Here is a 20,021-nt window from a genome sequence, read left to right as displayed (position 1 = left end):
ACTTTAATTTTAGGAATTGTTATTATTTTGTTATCAAACTGACACAAATTTTATAGTATAATGAAATAGGGGAATTTAATATGCGTAAGTAAAGTGAGGGAATGTGAATATGGAAAAACTTCTCAAAGACAGAATAAATCTGACAATTGAGAACTATAGAAATGCAAAGATGGATTTAAGGAATGATGGGGATTTAATTAATCATTTTGCTTCTTTAGTTTTTGCACATTATGAAAAAGAAATACCTTTTGAAAAGGTGAAAGAAATTAGAAAATATATAAAGGAAACATCCTCTAGGGTATCTCCTTTTAGGGGAGATATATTGTATATACTATCTCTTTTAATAGCTATAGAAAATGAAAATGAAAAAGAATTAATTAGTGATATATACCAAGTAGAAGAAATATTAAGACATGAAGGATTTTATGAGTGCGACTATCTAGTTTTAACATCATTTGTTATTGCTAAATATGGCAAGAATAACGATAAATATAAAATTGCTAATAAGATGAAGGAAGTATTTATTTTATTAAAAGAAAAATATTATAATATAACAGGAGAAGATGATTATTTAGTTTGTGCATTATGGGCATTAAATGATATAGAAATAAATACTATAGATGAATTTATAGAAACTATTTATAATAATATGACAAATTTAAATATAAAATCTAAGAATGGTATTCAAGGCTTAACTAATGCTATAATGCTAAATGGCTCATCTGGACATATGTATAAAACTATAGAATTTATTTTACAACTAGAAAAAAGAGATATAAAACTAGCATCGCAATTTTTACCATTACTAGGTATGTTGTCTAATAGAGATGTTAGAAAGAGTATAGATTTAATTGAGGGTGTAATAGAAACTTTATGTGAAGAAGAAAGTGAATATGAATATTATATGGATAAAGGTTTTAGAACAATTATAGCAATAACAATAATATCATTTACAACAATTAATGAAAATAGAAACTATATAGATGAATTATTAGCACAAGGTGTATATTGCTTTATAAAGTCAAAAAATAAAGGAATGTTTGCAGAGGCCTTAGCTTAAAGGAGTTAAGATGGAAAGGTTAATTTTACATGTGGATATGGATGCGTTTTTTGCATCAGTAGAACAGCTTGATAATAAAGAACTTAGAGGAAAGCCAGTAATAGTAGGTGGAGTAAGTGAAAGAGGTGTTGTATCAACGTGTTCTTATGAAGCTAGAAAATATGGAATTCATTCTGCAATGCCAATTTTTATTGCAAGAAAGTTATGTCCTCATGGAATATATCAAAGAACCAGAATGTTTAGATATAAGGAAGTATCTAGGAAAGTTTTTAATATACTAAGAGATGTAACACCCATAATAGAACCTCTTTCAATAGATGAAGCTTATTTAGATATTACAAATAGTAGATTTAATAATGGAATAGAAGCAGCTAAATATATAAAAACTAGAGTGCTTAGAGAAATTGGACTAACTATTTCAATTGGAATTTCTTATAATAAATTTTTAGCTAAATTAGCATCTGATTGGAATAAACCAAATGGTATAAAAGTAATAACTAAAGATATGGTACCTGAAATTCTTTTACCATTTCCAATTTCTAAAATATATGGATTAGGAAAAAAATCAGTTGAAAGGTTAAATAATATAGGTATATTTACAGTAAAAGACTTATATGAAATGCCAAAAGACTTTTATATAGAATATCTAGGAAAGTATGGATTAGAAATATATGATAGAATTAGAGGAATAGATAATAGAGAAGTTGAAGTAGAAAGAGATAGAAAGTCTTATGGAAGAGAAAGAACTCTAAAGATTGATACAAAAGAGAAAGAAGAGTTAATGGAATACTTAAAGGATTTTTCAGAAGAAATAAGTAATCAATTAATAAGACAAAGCATTGAGGGAAAGACTATAACAGTCAAATATAAAACAGAAAATTTTCAAAGTCATACAAGAAGTAGAACCTTAAATTTTTATACAAATAATTTTAATGATATATATAAAACTTGTCAGGAAATACTAGATAGTGAAGAAATCAATGAAAATATTAGATTAATTGGTGTGACTGTATCTTCTTTTAAAAAAAATATAGTGGAACAGTTAACTTTATTTTAAAATTACTTTAATTATTAGTGATTTTACTATATAATGAGAATGTTTAAAATACAAATATACATTATAGGAGGAGATCTTTTATGAATAAGAAAGATTTGGCTAGAATGATTGATCATACTAGTTTAAAGCCAGAGGCTACTGAGAAAGAAATTGAAAAGCTATGTAAGGAAGCATTAGAGTATAATTTTGCATCAGTTTGTGTTAATCCTGCCATGGTTGAAAAAGCTGCAAGTATGTTAAAGGATAGCGATGTAAAGGTTTGTACTGTAATAGGATTTCCTTTAGGAGCAACAACAACTGAAGTAAAAGTCTTTGAAACAGAAGATGTTATCAAAAAAGGTGCAACTGAAGTTGATATGGTTATAAACGTTGGAAAGCTTAAAGAAGGAAATTTAGAATATGTTAAAAATGATATAGAATCTGTTGTTAATGTTGCTAAGGGAAAAGCTTTAACAAAAGTTATAATAGAAACTTGTCTTTTAACAGATGAAGAAAAGATAACTGCTTGTAAGCTATCAAAGGAAGTAGGTGCAGATTTTGTTAAAACATCAACTGGATTTAGTACTGGTGGAGCAACTGCAAGTGATATAAAATTAATGAGAGAAACTGTTGGACCAGATCTTGGAGTAAAGGCTTCAGGTGGAGTTAGAAGTTTAGAAGATGCAATGACTATGATAGAAAATGGAGCAACTAGAATAGGTGCTTCAGCTTCAATAGCAATTTGTGAAGGAACTAAATCAGATTCTACGTACTAATATTTAAAAAGGAGGTTGTCAAAATGACAGCCTCCTTTTATATAATAAAAGAAAAAATAAGAAGTAATTTTTATTATATAGGTTATATGCTTTATTTATTCTAAAAATTAGTTTGGAAATTAAAAGATTTCATTAATTAATAATCCATATATTGAACATTTTTTATAACATTAAAATCTCTTTAAAGCAAATAATAATAGTGTAAGTTAAGGAGGTGTATAAAATGGGCAAGTGTGGATGTGAAAAGAAAAATAAGGAAAAGAAGCATAATTCAGATACTGGATATAATCATGGTGCTGAAAAAACAGCTACTAATAACCAATGGGGAAAATAGTGGTTAATTAACTATTTAAAATTTATGAAAGTAACTCGACAATTTTGTCGAGTTACTTTTTGTTTTATAATTATATTTTATTATAAAATTTAAGTGGTTAATTTTGTGAAATATAATTTATTTAAAAGTATATTAATTACTTAATTTCAAGATAATAATTAGCATTTGTTATTTTCACATAAGGATTTACCCAAAAAGAAGCAATACCAAGTGTAATTACAGCGAGTATATACCAACCAATAAAGGAGAGTTGTAGAACAAAATACTCGAATTTGTGTCCATACATCATTTCTTTACTTTCTATAATGCAATCTTTTATTGATTTAGATGGATTTTCAGCCAAAATGAAGAATGATTGAGAAAACATAATTAATAATATAATTCCTGGAACTATAAAAAGTAAAGTTCCAATAAAAGCAATTATACCAATAGTAATATATAAGCCTAATGTTTTCAAATAAATATTAAAATATGAAAATAAATCTTTAATTTCCGGTGTTTCTGAATTCTTTACTATTTTTAATAAAAACTTATTAAGACCTGCAGTAAATACTCCAGCAAATAATAATGTAAATAAGTCAAAGTATATAGAGGATCCTTCATCATAAAAGAAGGTTATCCCATTTTTAAATGTAGATGCATCGATAAAAATACTAGCTATGAATACTGTAATTATTGAAATTACTAAATTTTCTTTCAGCTGTTGTTTTGATTTTGATTTGATATAAGCCCTATCCATATTATTACACCCCTAATTTATTTGTTAATTAAATTATACAATACTTTATAGGGGAAATGAAGTATATATTTAAATATAAATAATACATGGATGATAATTAAATAACTTCACAAGATATATACAATTTTAGTAATAAAGGAATTATTTTTTTCATAAAATGTGTAGAGCAAAATAGTATTTATTAGAGGTGTTATAAATGAAAATAAAGATAGATATTTTTTCAGGCTTTCTAGGAGCAGGAAAAACATTTCTTATTAAAAAGCTTATTAAAGATGGAGCATATGAGGGAAAAGTAGCAATTATAGAAAATGAATTTGGAGAAGTTAGTATAGATGCTTTAATTCTTAAGGAGTCTAATATAAAGATTAAAGAAATAAACTCTGGATGTATATGTTGTGAGGTAATAGGTGATTTTAAAGAAGCGGTTTTAGAAGTAATAGAAAATTATAATCCAACTAGGGTTATAGTTGAACCTTCTGGTGTTGCAAAATTAACTGATATAGTTAGAATTTTTAAAGATGTAAAGTTAAGAGACAAGACCCAAATAGATAATATAATAACTGTTATTGATCCAGAAAAATTTGATTTATATATAACTAATTTTAAAGATTTTTATGAAGATCAAATTATAAATACAAAAAAAATACTTTTAAGTAGAACGCAAAGCATAAATAAGGAAAAGTTAGATGATATAATTCTTAAAATTAGAAAAATTAATAGGAAAGCTATAATTATAAGTGATGATTGGAGAAGAATAAAGGGAGTAGATATTTTAACTAATCAAGAGTTTCAATCAATTAATATTAATGAGAGTAGAATATTAAATCCAAGATTAAGAACTATTGAAGATAATAAGGCAAAAGATGTTTTTGAAAGTTTTGCTATATATCCTAATAGAAGAATTTCAAAGTCAGAATTAGTATCTAAGTTTAATTTTATTTCTTCATCAAAGGAATTTGGAGATGTTTTAAGGGCAAAAGGTGTAGTTAAGCTTACAGATGGTAATTTTGGACAATTTGACTTTGTAAAAGATGAATTTGAAATAAGAAAAATAAATAGTAGTAAATCTAGTGTAATTTCATTTATAGGAGTTAACTTAAATAAAAAAGATTTACAAAATCTATTTGATTGAGGAATGAAATGAAGGTAAAACTTGAAATAGTAAGTGGATTCTTAGGTTCTGGTAAAACATCTTTTATAAACTCCTATTTAAATACTGAGATTTGTATAGAAAAAGAAATATTAATTATTCTTTTAGAAAAGGGAATTTCTAATATAAGAAGAGACTTACAAAATGTAAAAATTGTATATTTAGAAGAGATAAATACATTAAAGGAAGTATTATTTAAAGAAATTAAAGGGAATGAATATAATAGAATAATAATCGAGTTTAATGGAACTCTCAACTTAAACATTATTGGAGAAATATTTAAAGATAAAGAAGTTAGAAAAAAAATTAGCTTTTATGGAAGTTATTATATAGGAGATAGTAGAAATCTAGATGTTTATTTAAAAAATTTAGGTGAAATAATTATCCCATTTATTCAGTCTAGTAAATTAATAATTTTAAATAATTTATCATTGTTAGATAAAATAAGGCAAAAGGAATTAATTAAAGACATTAAAGACATTAATACTGTAGCTCCTATTATCCTATTTTATGATACATCTAATTTTGACTTTGATATAAGAAGTTCTAGGTATTTTAAGGAAGAGAAAATAATAAAAAGATTTAAATCTCTATTAGCAAAAAAGGAGGAGATTGTATGATAAAGTGGGCTAATATTTTTATAAGTATGATATTAGAAGCATTACCTTTTATACTAATAGGATCTATAATATCCTCTATAATTCAAATGTATATATCTGAGGATTTAGTAAAAAAAATTTTACCTAGAAGTAGGTTTATTTCAATAATATTTGCAGCTTTTTTAGGAATATTCATTCCAATTTGTGAATGCGCTATAGTGCCTATAGGAAGAAGCTTAATAAAAAAAGGGGTTCCTATTGCGGTAGCTATAGTGTTTATGCTTTCAGTACCAATAGTAAATCCTGTTGTAGTTGCATCAACTTATTATGCGTTTAAGGATATAAATATAGTTTTAATAAGAGTATTAGGTGGTATTGTATCTGCAATTATTATAGGATTTTTAATAGAAGTATTTACTAATAAAAAGGAGCAAGTTGTTAAGGTAAAAAGTCAATATGAAAATATATGTGATTGTGGATGCGAAGTTACAGATTATTTTTATAACAAATCGAAGCTAAGATTATGTTTGGAGCATTCAAATAAAGAATTTTTCAATATATTAAGATACTACATATTTGGATCTTTTTTATCAAGCATATTTATTGTTCTTGTAAAAGAAGAAGTTTTATCAAACTATTCTAATGGAGTAATTTTACCAATTGGAATAATGATGTTATTAGCTTTTTTGTTATCCTTATGTTCAGAAGCAGATGCATTTATTGCAAAGGGATTTTTGGACTATTTTGGAATTCCAGCTGTATCAGCATTTTTGATATTAGGACCTATGTTAGATTTAAAAAATGCAATTATAATAGGATCGTATTTTAAAAAATCTTTTGCAATAAAACTAATTTCTTTAATTATTTTAGTTGTACTAGCCTTTTCAATATCATTAACGTTTATATTTTAGGAGGATAGTATGAAAAGATTTAATATAGAAGAATTTATTTGGCTACTTATACTTATTCTTTTAACATCATATATAGGGTATTTGATGCTATCTGGAAATATATATAACTATTTAAGTGTAAAAACAGCAAAGAATTTATATATAGCTTTAGTTATTTTACCAATGTTTATTATAGTCCAGCTTATGAAAGTTTTTAGCTTTAATTCTAGAGAAGATACTTCCTTTAAATTTATTCCTATAATTTTAACATTAAGTATTGGGGTTTTACTTTTATTAAGAAATAGCTTTTATAATGAAGAGAACAATATTGCAAGCTTCAACAATATTTTTGCAAAAGATGCCATAGAAATTAATCATGACACTCATCATATTTTAGAGGAGTTAGAAAGTTCCGGTGAAGAGTATCTAGGTAAGTATATAATATTTACTGGATTTGTATATAAATATGAGGGAGAAAGATTTATTTTAGCAAGAGAGGAAATGAATTGTTGTGCAGCAGACTCATATATTATAGGAATAAGCTCTTTATCAAAGGATAAGTTTAAGGAGGGGCAATGGATAAAAGTCCTAGGGAAAATAGCCTATGACGGAGAATACTATTTAGATGTAGATGAATATTTAAATATTAATGAACCAATTAATATTTATTTTTAGAAATTTATAAAAAGATTAGTGTTCTAATAATTTTTTATAAATTTTATCTTTAATATTAAAGTACTTCTATTAATTTTGTTATGACTTAGAGATTAAGACGGAATAAGCAAAATTATATAGAAGTACTTTTTTTATAAAGTTAGCTTTAGCTAAATTTCAAGCTATATTTTATTAGATGGTTCTACATGAATTATTAGATCTATTTTTTTATTTAATTTTTTATTTAGTGTATTTTCAATATCATGTACTAGGGTATGGGCCTCATCAACATTTAAGTTTGAATCAACTTTAATATGCATGTCTAAGAAAATATAATCATTGTGTCCTCTAGATCTAATATTATGGACATCATTAATAGCTTTAAATTCTTTTAGTATATTTATTATTACACCTTCATCTACCATATTTTTATCAGTTAGAGATGACATATTATCTTTAATTATTTCATAAGAGGCATGTAAAATAAAAAAGGCTACAATAAATGATGCAAAAGTATCTATAATAGGGGAAAGACCTAGTTTAACTGTCAGCAATGCAATTAAAACACCAATAGATACAAATATATCACTTTTAGTATGAAGGGAGTCAGCTATTAAAAGTTGACTATTTAACTTATGCCCTTGTTTATTTTCATATATAGCAACAAATATATTTATTATTAAGGTTATTAATATAACTATTAGGCTTTCAATAGTTATGGATAAAACAGAAGGATTAAATAGTTTTGAAATTGATGTCTTAATGACATTAATACCAAGAAGTAATAACATTAATCCTATTAGTATACTTGAAATTGTTTCAAATTTTTTATGACCGTATGGATGTTCAGTATCCTTAGGTTTTGAAGCTAATGTAATTCCTATAATTCCTACTATATTTGATGCACTATCTGAAATAGAATGGAGACCATCGGCAGTTACGCTAGAACTATTAATTACTAAGCCTACTAGAATCTTAGAAATTGCGACAAATAAATTTGCACCTAAAAGAATTATTAATATATATTTAACTTTTTTATAAGTAGCGTCTATTTTAATCTCTCCTTATAAATTATATAGTTTATTTTATTCTTGGAAAGGTTAAAAGTTACAAAATACAAAACCAGGTATTTATGAATTATTATTGGATAAACTAATGAGGAAATTTACTAAAGGTTGGTGTTCTTTTGTGACTATAATTAACTTTATAATATTTAATTTTATTTTGTATTCTATAGTAGGCTATATAATAGAAGAGGTATATAGCTATATAATTACTGGAAGATTTAAGAATAAGGGGTTTTTAAAGGGTCCATATAAACCTATGTATGGTATTGCATTTACTATACTAGCTTTATTAAATACATATTATAATTTTAATATATTTATTAGATTATTTTTATACATAATAGTCCCAACAACCATAGAATTTATAAGTGGGTATTTGCTTTTAAGGATATTTAATGAAAAATATTGGGACTATTCAGATTTAAAATATAATTATAGAGGTTTAATAACTTTAAGGTTTTCGTTTTATTGGATGATTCTTTGTTATTTTGGAATAAGTTATGTTCAACCGGTTGTAAATAATTTTTATATAAGTTTAGAAAATTTTTTTAGAGTATCTAATTTAATAATATCCATAATTATGGCAATAGACTTTATATACACATTAACTATTAAGTTAAATTTTAAAAAATCTAGGTTGCTTAATTCTTAGTAATTTTATATGATATAGATAAGAATTTTATTTGTAAAAAGGAGAAAAATATGTCATTTGAATTATTAGATACAAAGGAAACTTCAACAAATGAAGGAAGAAGCTGTGCTATATTATGCAACTTTAACGCTAAAGAAATAAAAACTATTAGTAGTTTAGCGGGAATGATTGGAATTAGAGATAAGATAGTTATAAGCTATAAAAATGGAAATACATTAGTTAAAGATGTTTTAGCAGGAAATATATTAAATGATTCTGAAGATGGAATTAAAAGTAAAGCAATAATATTTAATAATATTCCAGGAGCTAAAATAGGATTATTTATTGAAAATCTTAAAAAGTTTAGGTTAAATAATGTTTTAAAGGCTACAGTTACAGAAACTTCTAAGGAATGGAGTGTTAATGTATTATTAAAGAATTTAACAGCTGAAAATATAGCAATGAAATCAGGAAAAAACTATGAACACGAAGAGTAACAAAGTAGATTGAGTTAAGACTAAGAATTTATGGAGGATACACTTTATTAGTATTTTAATATAATTAATTTAGTGATTTATTATTAAAACTAGTATGTACTAATTTATGAGAAATATAAGATTTAACTTATAAAATTATGAATTTGAATTAGTTATTTTAAATATTTAATAATTATGTTATAATAATTATTATTAAATAGGAAAATACATGAGGGAGTTTATTATGAACAGCAAGGTAGAGTTAATATTTGAAAATGATGAATATAGTGTAATAGTAAATGGATCAATAGTAAATAAAGATAAGGATTTAGATAATGCTTTTGATAAATTTAAAAGTGTAATAACTAATAACAAAACTGCTGAAGCTAGAGCTTGGGATGAAATAGTTGAGAAGTTTACAAGCTTAGATAATAAGGATTTAGTAATAAATACTGAATATAAGACTATGGAGTACGGAAATATGAAGTATTTTTATAATATGGGCAGAGTGTTCTATATGGGAAATAGTCAAATGGTACCTTTAATAGGTGGATATGGGTTATTTAAATTTACATTAAATACAGTTTGTAAAGGAAGTTTAGAAAAAGCAAATGAATTTATAGAATTTTGTAAAGAGGTAATGTTATGCGATGTAAATTACAGAGTTACGGATTCTAGTATAATTGTTTCTAGTGCGAGCTTTAATTATGGATCAGCAGAGTATAACTTTTTTAGTGGAAAGATTAATAAAGGAGCTTCTATAATTGAAGGAAATTTTTCAGAATTTAGAAGTTATGTTTTAAATACAATTAAGAAAAATTAGCAAAAGAATAGACAGTGGATTTTAAATGATTCATCTGTCTATTTTTGTATTAATTTAATAATTTTAAAAGCTGTTACTGTTATATTAAAAAAAATAATCTATATTAATTAGCATATTGTAAAATTTTAGGATGAATTGAAGGAGGTTTAAAATTTATAATATAATATGTATATAATTATTATAGGGGGGATGAATTTTATGAATGATGGTTATGAAAGTTTTGAATCTGACTTTAATATTTTCAATAATAGAATGTCTTTATTAATTGAAGCTAGAAATAAAAATGAACTTATAAAGATAACAAAGGAAAAGCATTTATCAGAGTTAGTTGATGAAGTAGATAAGGAACATAAAAAAGATGACTTAATTATTTGGAATGCAATTTATACTAGAGAAATTATTAGAAATGGGATATCAAAAAAATATTTACATCCAATTTATAATAAGTTCTATAGAAAAATAAAAGAATCTAATTCTATAAAATACCTTCAAGAAATAGAACTTAATATGATCAATCAATATATGGAGTTACTTACTAATGATACTGAAATTACAGACAGCTTCACAGTCAATAAACTTCTACAAGCTCTTCATCTAAATATAGAAAATCATACATCCCTAGAAGAAATATGCAAAAATTTAAATATATCAGTTGGCTATGCATCTACTTGCTTTAAAAAGTACAAGGGTATATCGATAATGAGGTATTTAAGAGAAATAAAAATAGATAGAGCAAAAACCTTATTATTAAGTACTGAAAAAAGCATTTTAGAAATAAGCATATTATTAGGTTTCCATGATCAAAGTCATTTTACCAATACTTTTAAAAAAATAGTTGGAGTTTCTCCACTAAAATTTAGAAATAAAAATTATTCTATATAGGTGGCAATTTATTGAAAAAGGTTTAAATTAATACTATAATTTTATTAATACTTTTAAAGGGGGCAAAGAAATGTCAAATAATTGGAGCTTAAATGAGCTTTATCCATCTTTTACATCAAAGGAATTTCTTAATGATCTAGAGAAGATAGATAAGGACATAAATAATTTGAAAATATTTGCAGAGGAATTAAATAATAATGGTGATATTTTAAAATCACTAGAGTCTGTAATAAATAAAATGGAAAATATTTATTTACTTATAAGTAAAACAGCATCTTTTGCAAGCTTAACAATAAGTGCAGATTCAAGAAATGTTGAAGGAAGAAAATATTTAGATGTTGTAAATGCTAAAAATAGTCTTTTAGCTGAACCATTCACTAAAATATATAAATGGATTTCATCTATAGAAAATATAGATGAAATAATCAAATCTTCTAAATTATTAAAGGATCATGAATTTATAATTAAAGAAATAGTTGAAAAAAATAAATATATGTTAAGTGATAAGGAAGAAGCTATAATTGCTAAGATGAGAACTACAGGTTCAGAGGCTTGGTCAAACTATAAAGATTACTTAATATCAACTCATAAGGTAGATATTAATGTAGATGGAAAAGAGGAATCTCTTCCATTAACTGTTGTTTTAAATATGGCTTACAGCAAAGATCCAGATATAAGAAAAAAAGCTTATGAAGCTGAAATAAATTCTTATGGAAAAATAGAAGAAGGAGTAGCAGCAGCTTTAAACGGAATTAAGGGAGAAGTAATAACTACCTCTGAACTTAAAGGATATAAATCACCTCTTCATATGACTCTAGAAGAATCAAGGATGGATGAAGAAATATTAAATGCCATGATAACTGCTATTAAAGAAAGTTTACCTGTATTTAGAAAGTACTTAAAAAGAAAAGCTGAGATTTTAGGACATAAAAATGGACTTCCATTTTATGACTTATATGCACCTGTTATAGAAAAAGAAATGAAGTTCACTTTTGAAGAAGGAAAGGCTTTCGTAGAAAAGAATTTTAGAGGGTTTAGTAATAATTTAGCTGATTTTGTTGTTAAAGCATTCAATAATAATTGGTTAGATGTATATCCAAAAGAAGGCAAAGTAGGGGGAGCTTTCTGCGCTAGTATTAAGGATATTGGAGAAAGTAGAATATTATTAAACTATGGAGATAGTTTTAGTGATGTTGTAACTATGGCTCATGAACTTGGACATGGGTTCCATGGAGAATGTTTAAACAAAGAGACTATGCTAAATTCTGAATATCCTATGACTTTAGCTGAAACTGCATCTAATTTCTGTGAAATAATTATTAAAAAAAGTGCAGTTAAAGATGCTCCTAAAGAAGAGGCTTTTGCAATTTTAGAGGCTGAAATATCTGATTGTAATCAAGTTATAGTTGATATATATTCAAGATTCTTATTTGAAAGTGAAGTTTTTGAAAAGAGAAAAGAAAGTTCTTTATCAGTAGAAGAAATTAATGATGCAATGATTAGAGCACAAAAAGAGGCTTATGGGGATGGATTAGATAGTAATTATCTTCATAAATATATGTGGACATGGAAGCCGCATTATTATTATGCTACTGCTAATTTTTATAATTTTCCATATGCTTTTGGAAACTTATTTGCTAAGGGGCTATATGCAGAGTATTTAAAGAGAGGCGAGGGTTTCTGTAAGGAGTATGAAGAATTATTAGCGGTTACAGGTAAGAATATGGTAGCTGATGTTACTAAAATAATGAATATAGATGTTCATGATGTTAATTTCTGGAGAAGTTCTTTAAAGCTTATTGAGGAAGATATAGAAAAATTTATAGAATTGAGTTATGAAATATAAGATACTATAGAATAATATATAACATAAAATGAAAAATTAAAGAAAAAACTCTAGTAAGAGTTTTAAAAGTAAAAATTATTTTAATTGAGCTGTATGTAAGACAGCTCAATTTTTTTCTATTGTAAATTAATTTGAACTATTTCACTTTTGCTTCCTAATCTAACAGGAGGTCCCCAAGTTCCATATCCTGATGAAACTACAACATTTAAATTATTCTTTTTTAAATGACCATAGTGGACTTCAAATAATTTGTTAGTTACTATATTACCAGGAGCAATTTGCCCTTTATGAGTATGTCCAGAAAGTTGTAAATCAATATTAGCATCTAAGCTTTCATTTAAATATTTTGGATTGTGGTCAACAACAATTAATGGCTTAGATTTGTCTAAATCCTTTGTTAAATCTTCTAGAGAAGCACGAGACTTATTAGTGTATTTATTTACGGTTATATCGTCTCTTCCTATAATATAAAAACTATCATTAACTAAAGCAACTTCATCTCTTAATACAATTATTGAATTTTCTTTAAGTATTTTAACTATTTCATTCTCAGATTTAGTTATAATGTCATGATTACCTAAAGTTGCAAATACACCATATTTTGATTTTAAACTAGAAAACTCATTTGCCATATTGTGATTTAAAAATGGCTTAATATCACTATCAATAATATCTCCAGCAATAATAACTATATCTGGATTAAGAGAGTTTATTTCTTTTACCATAGTTTTCAATCTTTTATTTCTAATTATGTTACCTAAATGGAGATCTGAAACCATTACTATATTTAAAGGTTCTTTCAAACATTCTTTATTTGTTTTAACATTAATATATTTGATATAAGAATTTTTAGCATTATAACTTCCTAGTATAGTAATAAATATAAATATTAATAAAATTAATATTGTTTCATATAAATAAAAATTATTACTAAAAAAAGGAGCTTTAGTAATTAGTAGATTTATTATTGCTAAAATAGGAAAGGATAGTGCTGAATACATAAGAAGACCTAGCCAATAGGCACCTATTAAGTAAAGAAAATTTGTTAAACTAGGTTTTATATATTTATTTAATATAAAGGAAGCAGTATAACATAAGGCTAAGGCCCAAAATACAGGCCAGAATGCTAAGGGGGATATTTTTAAAATTGAATTAAAACCATTCAAAAATATGCTACCCATTATATAATTCACTAATAAATATACAGAAGTAAATATAATAAATATAAATTTATTTTTCCCTTTCAATTTTATCAACTCCATAAATAATTTTTAGATAATTATAACATATTAAAATTTTTTATGAAATAATAGGAGTTTTGACCATAAGTAAAATGTAGAACAATGAAATTACTAAAGATTATAGTATAATAATTATATAAATAAAAATATTTGAGATGAGTATTTAATTAAAGATGGTAGTAGAAAGTAAAGCTAGGAGGAGTAAGTATGACTTTAAATAAGGAACAAGCTTTAGTTGTAAATGAGTTAGATAATAATATTCTGCTTCTTGCATCAGCAGGTACTGGAAAAACTAATACATTATCAAGTAGAATTTCTAATATTATTAATTTAAAAAAAGCAGATCCTAAAGAAATATTATGCATTACTTTTACTAATAAAGCTTGTGCAGAAATGAGAGATAGAATTGAGGATGTTGTAGGTGATAGTGCAAAGGATATTACTATTAGAACATTCCATAGCTTTTGTTTCGATTTAATTAAAAGTGAGGCAAAAAAGAGAACAGATATATTTACGGATTTTATAGTTTTTGATGAGGAAGATTGTAAAGAAATAATTAAAGAGTGTAACTTTTATAATTACCCTGTAAATAAACTTCAACAGTTTATAGAATTAGTTAAAATTGAAAAATCAAGATTAAATTTTTCAGGAGAAGATTTATTAAAGACTTACAATGAAGTTGTTAAATATATTTTTAAATATAATCATGAAAAGATAAAATCTCTATGCAGTAATAGAGGAAGTTTAGACTTTAAAATGGAAAAAAATTTAGAAAAGCACGGGGGAGCATTAGTAATAGTATATAACTCTTTACTTTATAATAATCATGGATTAGATTTTGCAGATTTAACTATAAAAGCAAAAGAATTATTAATTGATGAGGAGTTAGTATTAAATTTAAAAAATAAATTTAAGTATATTAATATAGATGAAGTTCAAGATACTAGCACTTTAGAATATTCAATTATTGAAAGAATATTTGGAAACAACAATATATTACTTTGTGGAGACATGTTTCAAACTATTTATGGATGGAGAGGATCAGAGCCGGAGAGAATATTAGATTTATTTAAGGAAAAATACAAACCTATAGAAGTAGTTTTTTCTAAGAATTATAGGTCTACAAAATATATAACTGATGGATCTTTAAGTTTTTTAGAAAATGTTTTTCAAAAACAATATTCTTCTATATATAAAGAAAAGATAACTTCAATAACAAGTGTAACTGGGGAAAAAATTAAACTTAAAGAGACTAAGACCTTAAGAGAAGAAGCAAGGTATATATTCGATGAAGTAAGAAAACTAAATAAAGATGGAGAAGATGCTTCAAAGGTTTGTATATTAAGTAGGGATAATAATTACAATATAAGTTTAAGTAGGGAGCTTCAGAATATAATTGGATATGAAGGTTCAGAGTTTGAATTTATATTAGTTGATCAATTTAAGTTTTTTAGAAGGCAAGAAATAAAAGATATAATAGCTTTTTTAAAACTTATAGCTAATAGATATGACAATGTAAGTTTAAGAAGGATAGTTAAGAGATTACCTACAGGAATAGGAGAATCAACATTAAAGGTGATTGAGTCTAAAGAGTATAAAGAAGTTGGAATAGCTTTAACAGATTTTATAGATGAAAATGTAAAAATATATGGAGAAAAGTATTCTTTATTAATAGAGGAACTTCAAAAAGATAACATAATAGTGTTCGATGTAGAAAGTACAGGAACTGATGTAACAGAAGATGAAATAATTCAAATTGCAGCTATAAAAATAAATAAAGAAGGTAAAGTAATAGACAGCTTTGAGAAATTTTTAAAGAATAAAAAGTCTGTAGAAAAGTCTTTTAAAGTACATGGGTTTAGTGATGAATTTTTAAAGAAAAATGGAGAAGATAAAGAAAAAGTATTAAAAGAATTTATAGAGTTTTCTAAGGGTTCAGTTATTGTTGGGCATAATGTTCAATATGATATAAATATTCTAACTAGTGAACTTTCTAGAAATAAAATAGAAGGACTAAATTTTAAAACATTTTATGACACTTTAGATATATATAGGAGATTCCATACTAGATTAGAAAACTATAAGTTAGAAACTTTAAGTAATATATTTAATACTGATAATAAACCTAGTCATGATGCTATGGATGATATCTTAGCTACAAAAGATTTATTAATTAGAGCTGTATATAAGGATATAATGCCTACATCTTTTAATAGGATTAATTTTATTGGAAAGCATATAAGAGCTTTTTCTAAAATTAATGAATCATTAAATTCTTTATTTGAAAGATCTAAAAATAAAAGACCTCAAGATATTATTGTTGATATAATTAAAAGCTTTAGCATTAAAACTTTATATAGTGGTAGAAGTAGTGAAATTGAAAAGGAAGCTAATGAAAAAATTGAAAGACTTAGAGATTTTTATGTTTTAGTTAAGGAGCTTGATGATAATAGTAAAAGTAATAGAGATTCACTATTAGATATAATAAGAATAACTGGACTTTCTAATGGGGAACTAGAAAGCTTAATAGTAAATAGAACTAAGAAAAAAAGGATACCTATTATTACAGTTCATCAGTCGAAGGGATTAGAGTTTGATACTGTATTTATATGTGGACTTCAAGAAGGAGTATTTCCTTCATATATGGCAATTAAGTCAAATAACCTTGAAGAGGAGATGCGAACCTTCTATGTAGCATTAACAAGAGCTAAAAAACATTTGTATTTGACATACCATTTGTACGAAGATTACGGAAGGGAAAATAAAAGAAGTAAGTTTATTGTACATATTAATAAAGAATATATGGATAATGATTATTAATTGTAGTATAATTAAATAAATTTTATAAATACTGTGAGGAAGAAATTGATGAAATATAATTTAAATATTTATGAACTTGGACAACTGTTAACAAAAATTACAGAAGAGTATAACTTAGAGTTATTATCTAAGATAAAATTAAGTGGTGGGTGGATGACTATGACTGGAAAAGTTGAAGTTGTAGGAGTGCCAGAAAATAAAGTTGTTCTTAAAGGAAATAACATAATTACATTAAAAGTAAAAGATATAGGATGTGAAGGTAGTTTAATAAAAATTACTGGAGCTAAAGATAAAATTTTTAATATTGATTTATCACCAACCAAATATAAAGAATTTGGAAATTCAGGTCTTAACTTAAATAAAATTAAGATAAATAATAATGAAACTAAGCTTAGAATTGATGAAGATGTGATATTTACCATAAGGGAAGCATCAGTTAAGTCTATAGAAAATATAATTAATAGTATATAAGCTTAAAAAGATGAAGGAGATTTTATAAAGTGCCATCTCTTTCATCTTTTTTTAATTTAATGAAAAATGTATTAAAATCTATATAGACATGGTAATTTTAGAATTGTATAATAATGAAGTTAAGTTTTAAAAGAAGGGATAAAAAATGGAGATAAATGAAATACTTGAAGTAGCTTCTTACGCGGGAAAGATAATGTTAGAAAGTGGTGCTGAAGCTTATAGGGTTGAAGAAACTATGAATAGAGTTTGTACATCTTTAGGTGTAGAATCGGCTAGTAGTTATGCTACTCCTACTGTAATAATTGCTTCTGCTTCTCATAAAGGAATAATAAAATCATTAGTTGTAAGAATTTCTAATAGATCGGTAGACTTGCAAAAAATTCATAAAGTAAATGATTTAGCAAGACATATAAGTAGTGAAAATATAACGTTGGAAAATTTAAAAAGAAAGCTTAAAGAAATTGAAGATGAAAAAAGATATTCTGATAAAGTAACAATTTTATTTTCTGCAATAGGTGCTTTTGGGTTTGTATTTTTATTTGGTGGATCCTTAAGAGATGCAATAGCTGCTTTTTTTATTGGATTAGTAGTAAAGTATGTTACCATAAAAAATGAAAAAATGGGACTGAATTCATTTTTTATTACGAGTATAGCAGCAGGAATTTTAGCATTATTAGCTATTTTCTCTATTAAAATTAATTTAGCAAATGATATGGACAAGGTCATAATTGGGTCTATTATGTTATTAGTTCCTGGATTATCCATTACAAATGCTATTAGAGATACTGTGGCTGGAGATTTAGTATCAGGTCTTGCAAGAGGAGCTGATGCATTCTTAACAGCTATTGCAGTAGCTGTGGGTACAGGCGTGATTTTAAGTTTTTGGATTAGTTTATTTGGAGGAATATAAAATGATACTTGAAGTGATTGCTGCTTTTATTTCAACATTTGCATTTGGAATAGTTTTCAATATAAAAGGTAAAAATTTAATTTTTGCAGCATTATGTGGTGCCTTAGGCTGGTTCGTTTATAAGTTTTCTTTAATGCTTGGGGTATCAGATACAACATCATTATTTTTAGCGGCACTAGCATTAAGCACATATTCAGAGATTTTTGCAAGAGTATTAAAAACTCCTGTAACTACTTTTGTAATTGCAGCATTAATTCCTTTAGTTCCAGGAGGCGGGATGTATTATACTATGGTAGAAGCAATAACTGGAGATATTATGAAATCATTGGAAATAGGAATAAATACAATGGCTTCAGCAGGGGCCTTAGCACTAGGAATAGTTTTAGTTTCGACTATTACTAAGATATTAATAAAAAATAAAAAGGTAAAAATTGAAGTGAATAAAAATATAATTATCCACAAATAATAGATTTGTAGTCAGAAGTTATTATTCTATTAACTATGGCTATGGGGCGCTGCAGGACATAATGTAGCGCCTTTTGACATTTTTATAATTAGTACATATAATATTTATAATATAAAGATATTTTTAGGAGGAAGAAGTTTTGACTAAAGAGAGTGACTTAAAGAAAGCCTTTGAAAAAAATATGAAAAAGCATAAGGGCAATAAAAAGGCTCAATTATTAACTATTATAATCTTTGGGATTATAGCTATTTTTTCAGCCTACTTTGGTAAGGATATAATAAACACTAATTTAGGTATACCAACAGGAGTTTTAGAAATATCTTATTTAGATGTTGGACAGGGAGATGCAGCCTATATTAAAGTTAATGATTTTGATATACTTATTGATGCTGGACCAAAAAGTGATTCAGATAAATTAATTCAACAATTAGAAGAAAAAAATATTGATGATTTTGAAATAGTTATAGCAACGCATCCTCATGAAGATCATATTGGTGGAATGACGAAGATTTTTGAAAAGTATGATGTAGAAAGTTTCTATATGCCAAAGGTAACTAATACAACTAAGACATTCGAAAATATGATGAAGGCAGTAAGTAATGAAGGATTAAAGGCAAATGTAATAAAAGAAGGGACAAGTTTTGAATTAGGAGAGGGAGCTAGGATAGATGTTTATTCACCTATACAAGAAAGTTATGATGATTTAAATGATTATTCACCTATAATGAAGTTAACTTATGGAGATAAAGCATTTATATTTACAGGAGATGCCGAAAAAGTTGTAGAAGAAGAAGTGGTAAAAAAATATTCAAATGAACTAAAAGCTGATGTTATTAAATTTGGGCACCATGGTTCAAGTACGTCATCTACTAAAGAATTTATAGAAGCTATTTCTCCTAAATATGGAATAATAAGTTGTGGTATAGATAATTCTTATGGTCATCCTCATAGAGAAACATTACAGATTATAGATGATATGGGAATTGAAGCATATAGAACAGATAAACAAGGACAAATAACAATTACTTCTGATGGAAACAATATTGAAATAAAAACTCAAGCTATTTAAGCTTGAGTTTTTTCAGACTGCTGACAAAGTGTCAGCAGTCTTTAATTTTATACAAATATGTAATATAATTTAAAATATATT

Annotated in this window: 20 protein-coding genes; 17 read left to right on the top strand and 3 right to left on the bottom strand. The window is 25.7% G+C overall.

Annotation, left to right across the window (positions count from 1 at the left end):
* Nucleotides 1-109: 109 nt before the first annotated feature.
* The 3 genes from ACQPVP_RS12720 to deoC all read left to right on the top strand — a co-directional run bounded on the left by ACQPVP_RS12720 (nucleotide 110) and on the right by deoC (nucleotide 2,872).
* The gene (locus ACQPVP_RS12720; RefSeq protein WP_430850502.1) at nucleotides 110-1,060 is read left to right on the top strand and encodes a DUF4003 family protein; all 951 of its coding nucleotides are present in this window, start codon (nucleotides 110-112) and stop codon (nucleotides 1,058-1,060) included.
* Nucleotides 1,061-1,070: 10 nt separating this feature from the next.
* Nucleotides 1,071-2,117 carry a DNA polymerase IV gene (locus ACQPVP_RS12715; protein WP_430850500.1) on the top strand — a complete coding sequence of 349 codons (1,047 nt, stop codon included), beginning with the start codon at nucleotides 1,071-1,073 and terminating at the stop codon, nucleotides 2,115-2,117.
* 80 nt (nucleotides 2,118-2,197) lie between these two features.
* Entirely contained in the window at nucleotides 2,198-2,872 is a 675-nt protein-coding gene (gene deoC / locus ACQPVP_RS12710) for a deoxyribose-phosphate aldolase (protein ID WP_430850498.1), read from the top strand.
* Between the two features lie 470 nt (nucleotides 2,873-3,342).
* On the opposite strand, the gene ACQPVP_RS12705 is transcribed toward deoC, so the two are convergent.
* Nucleotides 3,343-3,945, bottom strand: a complete 603-nt coding sequence (locus ACQPVP_RS12705) for a DUF975 family protein (protein WP_430850497.1) — start codon at nucleotides 3,943-3,945, stop codon at nucleotides 3,343-3,345.
* 196 nt (nucleotides 3,946-4,141) lie between these two features.
* Here ACQPVP_RS12705 and ACQPVP_RS12700 point away from each other — a divergent pair, with 196 nt between their 5' ends.
* The 4 genes from ACQPVP_RS12700 to ACQPVP_RS12685 are packed head-to-tail and all read left to right on the top strand — an operon-like array spanning nucleotide 4,142 to nucleotide 7,259.
* The gene (locus tag ACQPVP_RS12700) at nucleotides 4,142-5,077 is read left to right on the top strand and encodes a CobW family GTP-binding protein (protein WP_430850495.1); all 936 of its coding nucleotides are present in this window, start codon (nucleotides 4,142-4,144) and stop codon (nucleotides 5,075-5,077) included.
* An 8-nt stretch (nucleotides 5,078-5,085) separates the two neighbouring features.
* Nucleotides 5,086-5,715, top strand: coding sequence for a GTP-binding protein (locus ACQPVP_RS12695; RefSeq protein ID WP_430850493.1), 630 nt, complete (start codon nucleotides 5,086-5,088; stop codon nucleotides 5,713-5,715).
* Complete coding sequence (locus ACQPVP_RS12690; protein WP_430850491.1) at nucleotides 5,712-6,605, top strand: permease; 894 nt, start codon at nucleotides 5,712-5,714, stop codon at nucleotides 6,603-6,605. Before ACQPVP_RS12695 ends, ACQPVP_RS12690 begins: the two co-directional genes overlap by 4 nt.
* 9 nt (nucleotides 6,606-6,614) lie before the next feature.
* Nucleotides 6,615-7,259 carry a TIGR03943 family putative permease subunit gene (locus tag ACQPVP_RS12685; RefSeq protein WP_430850489.1) on the top strand — a complete coding sequence of 215 codons (645 nt, stop codon included), beginning with the start codon at nucleotides 6,615-6,617 and terminating at the stop codon, nucleotides 7,257-7,259.
* 161 nt (nucleotides 7,260-7,420) lie between these two features.
* Here ACQPVP_RS12685 and ACQPVP_RS12680 read toward each other — a convergent pair whose 3' ends face one another.
* Complete coding sequence (locus ACQPVP_RS12680; RefSeq protein ID WP_430850609.1) at nucleotides 7,421-8,251, bottom strand: cation diffusion facilitator family transporter; 831 nt, start codon at nucleotides 8,249-8,251, stop codon at nucleotides 7,421-7,423.
* A gap of 142 nt (nucleotides 8,252-8,393) precedes the next feature.
* On the opposite strand from ACQPVP_RS12680, the gene ACQPVP_RS12675 reads away from it, so the two are divergent.
* From ACQPVP_RS12675 to ACQPVP_RS12655, 5 genes are all read left to right on the top strand, one after another.
* Nucleotides 8,394-8,957, top strand: a complete 564-nt coding sequence (locus ACQPVP_RS12675) for a putative ABC transporter permease (protein WP_430850487.1) — start codon at nucleotides 8,394-8,396, stop codon at nucleotides 8,955-8,957.
* A gap of 50 nt (nucleotides 8,958-9,007) precedes the next feature.
* Nucleotides 9,008-9,433 carry a DUF3783 domain-containing protein gene (locus ACQPVP_RS12670; RefSeq protein ID WP_430850485.1) on the top strand — a complete coding sequence of 142 codons (426 nt, stop codon included), beginning with the start codon at nucleotides 9,008-9,010 and terminating at the stop codon, nucleotides 9,431-9,433.
* Between the two features lie 223 nt (nucleotides 9,434-9,656).
* Nucleotides 9,657-10,235 (top strand): hypothetical protein, encoded by a 579-nt coding sequence (locus tag ACQPVP_RS12665; RefSeq protein WP_430850483.1) that lies wholly within the window; start codon nucleotides 9,657-9,659, stop codon nucleotides 10,233-10,235.
* 198 nt (nucleotides 10,236-10,433) lie between these two features.
* Nucleotides 10,434-11,117, top strand: coding sequence for a helix-turn-helix domain-containing protein (locus ACQPVP_RS12660; protein WP_430850481.1), 684 nt, complete (start codon nucleotides 10,434-10,436; stop codon nucleotides 11,115-11,117).
* A gap of 70 nt (nucleotides 11,118-11,187) precedes the next feature.
* Nucleotides 11,188-12,963 (top strand): M3 family oligoendopeptidase, encoded by a 1,776-nt coding sequence (locus tag ACQPVP_RS12655; RefSeq protein WP_430850479.1) that lies wholly within the window; start codon nucleotides 11,188-11,190, stop codon nucleotides 12,961-12,963.
* 116 nt (nucleotides 12,964-13,079) lie between these two features.
* On the opposite strand, the gene ACQPVP_RS12650 is transcribed toward ACQPVP_RS12655, so the two are convergent.
* Nucleotides 13,080-14,129 carry a metallophosphoesterase gene (locus ACQPVP_RS12650; protein ID WP_430850477.1) on the bottom strand — a complete coding sequence of 350 codons (1,050 nt, stop codon included), beginning with the start codon at nucleotides 14,127-14,129 and terminating at the stop codon, nucleotides 13,080-13,082.
* A 282-nt stretch (nucleotides 14,130-14,411) separates the two neighbouring features.
* On the opposite strand from ACQPVP_RS12650, the gene ACQPVP_RS12645 reads away from it, so the two are divergent.
* From ACQPVP_RS12645 to ACQPVP_RS12625, 5 genes are all read left to right on the top strand, one after another.
* Nucleotides 14,412-17,024, top strand: a complete 2,613-nt coding sequence (locus ACQPVP_RS12645) for a 3'-5' exonuclease (protein ID WP_430850474.1) — start codon at nucleotides 14,412-14,414, stop codon at nucleotides 17,022-17,024.
* A gap of 48 nt (nucleotides 17,025-17,072) precedes the next feature.
* On the top strand, nucleotides 17,073-17,495 hold the full coding sequence (locus ACQPVP_RS12640) for a UDP-N-acetylglucosamine pyrophosphorylase (RefSeq protein WP_430850472.1): 423 nt from the start codon (nucleotides 17,073-17,075) through the stop codon (nucleotides 17,493-17,495).
* Nucleotides 17,496-17,640: 145 nt separating this feature from the next.
* Nucleotides 17,641-18,405, top strand: coding sequence for a threonine/serine exporter family protein (locus ACQPVP_RS12635; protein WP_430850470.1), 765 nt, complete (start codon nucleotides 17,641-17,643; stop codon nucleotides 18,403-18,405).
* A gap of 1 nt (nucleotide 18,406) precedes the next feature.
* Nucleotides 18,407-18,871, top strand: a complete 465-nt coding sequence (locus ACQPVP_RS12630) for a threonine/serine exporter family protein (RefSeq protein WP_430850468.1) — start codon at nucleotides 18,407-18,409, stop codon at nucleotides 18,869-18,871.
* Between the two features lie 181 nt (nucleotides 18,872-19,052).
* Complete coding sequence (locus tag ACQPVP_RS12625) at nucleotides 19,053-19,940, top strand: ComEC/Rec2 family competence protein (protein ID WP_430850607.1); 888 nt, start codon at nucleotides 19,053-19,055, stop codon at nucleotides 19,938-19,940.
* Nucleotides 19,941-20,021 lie beyond the last annotated feature (81 nt).

The sequence above is a fragment of the Clostridium nigeriense genome (genome assembly GCF_050585265.1).
Lineage (GTDB): Bacteria > Bacillota > Clostridia > Clostridiales > Clostridiaceae > Clostridium > Clostridium nigeriense_B.
This window is presented reverse-complemented; position numbering and strand designations above follow the sequence as displayed.

Bases quoted from the DNA above. Each gene is read 5' to 3' on its own strand.
- ACQPVP_RS12705 (WP_430850497.1), bottom strand. From the start codon at position 3,945: ATGGATAGGGCTTATATCAAATCAAAATCAAAACAACAGCTGAAAGAA.
- ACQPVP_RS12630 (WP_430850468.1), top strand. From the start codon at position 18,407: ATGATACTTGAAGTGATTGCTGCTTTTATTTCAACATTTGCATTTGGA.
- ACQPVP_RS12695 (WP_430850493.1), top strand. From the start codon at position 5,086: ATGAAGGTAAAACTTGAAATAGTAAGTGGATTCTTAGGTTCTGGTAAA.
- ACQPVP_RS12675 (WP_430850487.1), top strand. From the start codon at position 8,394: ATGAGGAAATTTACTAAAGGTTGGTGTTCTTTTGTGACTATAATTAAC.
- deoC (WP_430850498.1), top strand. From the start codon at position 2,198: ATGAATAAGAAAGATTTGGCTAGAATGATTGATCATACTAGTTTAAAG.
- ACQPVP_RS12665 (WP_430850483.1), top strand. From the start codon at position 9,657: ATGAACAGCAAGGTAGAGTTAATATTTGAAAATGATGAATATAGTGTA.
- ACQPVP_RS12670 (WP_430850485.1), top strand. From the start codon at position 9,008: ATGTCATTTGAATTATTAGATACAAAGGAAACTTCAACAAATGAAGGA.
- ACQPVP_RS12625 (WP_430850607.1), top strand. From the start codon at position 19,053: ATGAAAAAGCATAAGGGCAATAAAAAGGCTCAATTATTAACTATTATA.
- ACQPVP_RS12715 (WP_430850500.1), top strand. From the start codon at position 1,071: ATGGAAAGGTTAATTTTACATGTGGATATGGATGCGTTTTTTGCATCA.
- ACQPVP_RS12700 (WP_430850495.1), top strand. From the start codon at position 4,142: ATGAAAATAAAGATAGATATTTTTTCAGGCTTTCTAGGAGCAGGAAAA.
- ACQPVP_RS12640 (WP_430850472.1), top strand. From the start codon at position 17,073: ATGAAATATAATTTAAATATTTATGAACTTGGACAACTGTTAACAAAA.
- ACQPVP_RS12660 (WP_430850481.1), top strand. From the start codon at position 10,434: ATGAATGATGGTTATGAAAGTTTTGAATCTGACTTTAATATTTTCAAT.
- ACQPVP_RS12645 (WP_430850474.1), top strand. From the start codon at position 14,412: ATGACTTTAAATAAGGAACAAGCTTTAGTTGTAAATGAGTTAGATAAT.
- ACQPVP_RS12690 (WP_430850491.1), top strand. From the start codon at position 5,712: ATGATAAAGTGGGCTAATATTTTTATAAGTATGATATTAGAAGCATTA.
- ACQPVP_RS12720 (WP_430850502.1), top strand. From the start codon at position 110: ATGGAAAAACTTCTCAAAGACAGAATAAATCTGACAATTGAGAACTAT.
- ACQPVP_RS12635 (WP_430850470.1), top strand. From the start codon at position 17,641: ATGGAGATAAATGAAATACTTGAAGTAGCTTCTTACGCGGGAAAGATA.
- ACQPVP_RS12655 (WP_430850479.1), top strand. From the start codon at position 11,188: ATGTCAAATAATTGGAGCTTAAATGAGCTTTATCCATCTTTTACATCA.
- ACQPVP_RS12685 (WP_430850489.1), top strand. From the start codon at position 6,615: ATGAAAAGATTTAATATAGAAGAATTTATTTGGCTACTTATACTTATT.